Origin of the sequence: Dietzia sp. CW19, assembly GCF_014145265.1 — a bacterium.
Lineage (GTDB): Bacteria > Actinomycetota > Actinomycetes > Mycobacteriales > Mycobacteriaceae > Dietzia > Dietzia natronolimnaea.
Window position 1 is genome coordinate 1,004 of sequence record NZ_JAALEE010000515.1, and the last position, 1,026, is coordinate 2,029.

Annotated in this window: 1 protein-coding gene; it reads right to left on the reverse strand. The window is 73.3% G+C overall.

Going from position 1 to position 1,026, the window contains the following annotated elements:
- Positions 1-100: 100 nt before the first annotated feature.
- The coding region (gene hemB, locus G6021_RS14695; RefSeq protein ID WP_182641601.1) for a porphobilinogen synthase at positions 101-1,026 on the reverse strand (926 nt) is incomplete at its 5' end.

The following is a 1,026-nucleotide window of genomic DNA, read 5'->3' on the forward strand; positions in this document are numbered from 1 at the left end:
ACGTCGTCGGGAAGGGGTCCCGCCGGTTCCACCGGCCGGCCGTCGGCGCGCTCGGAGGCGCCGTCGGTCCGCTCGGGTGGGCGCCACGGGCCGGTGCCGGTCACCGGGAGCCCCAGCCGTCGGCGAGGAGGCGGGCGGCGTGCAGTGCCCAGTAGGTCAGGACGATGTCCGCACCGGCGCGGCGGATGGAGGTGAGCGACTCCATCACCGCCGGGTCGTGGTCGATCCATCCGCGCTCGGCGGCGGCGGAGATCATCGCGTACTCCCCGGAGACCTGGTAGGCGGCCACGGGCACGTCCGAGATCTCGGCGGTCTGGCGCAGGACGTCGAGGTAGCTCATCGCCGGCTTGACCATGACCATGTCGGCTCCCTCGTCCAGGTCCAACCGCACCTCGCGCAGCGACTCGCGCAGGTTGGCGGGATCCTGTTGGTAGGTGCGCCGGTCGCCGCGCAGCGAGGACCCGACGGCCTCGCGGAACGGCCCGTAGAAGGCGCTGGCGTACTTGGCGCTGTACGCGAGCACGGCCACGTCCTGGTAGCCCTCGCGGTCCAGTGCCTCGCGGATGGCGGCGATCTGGCCGTCCATCATCCCGCTCGGGCCCACCACGTGGGCTCCGGCGGCGGCCTGGGCCACGGCGAGGTCGTTGTAGGCGGCCAGTGTGGCGTCGTTGTCGACGACCTGCTCGCCACGTGGGTCGGTGCCGAGGACACCGCAGTGACCGTGGTCGGTGAACTCGTCCAGGCAGGTGTCGGCCATCACCACGAGGTCGTCGCCGACCTCCTCGCGGACGGCGGTCAGCGCCCGGTTGAGGATGCCGTCGGCGGCGGCGCCGCAACTGCCCGAGGCGTCCTTGTGCTCGTCGAGCGGGACGCCGAACAGCATGATCCCGCCGAGTCCCGCCTCGGCGGCGGCGGCGGCCTCCCGGCGCAGGGAGTCGACGGTGTGCTGCACGACCCCGGGCAGGGAGGAGATGGCGTGCGGCGCGTCGAGACCGTCGGCGACGAACGCCGGCAGGACCAGCTGCC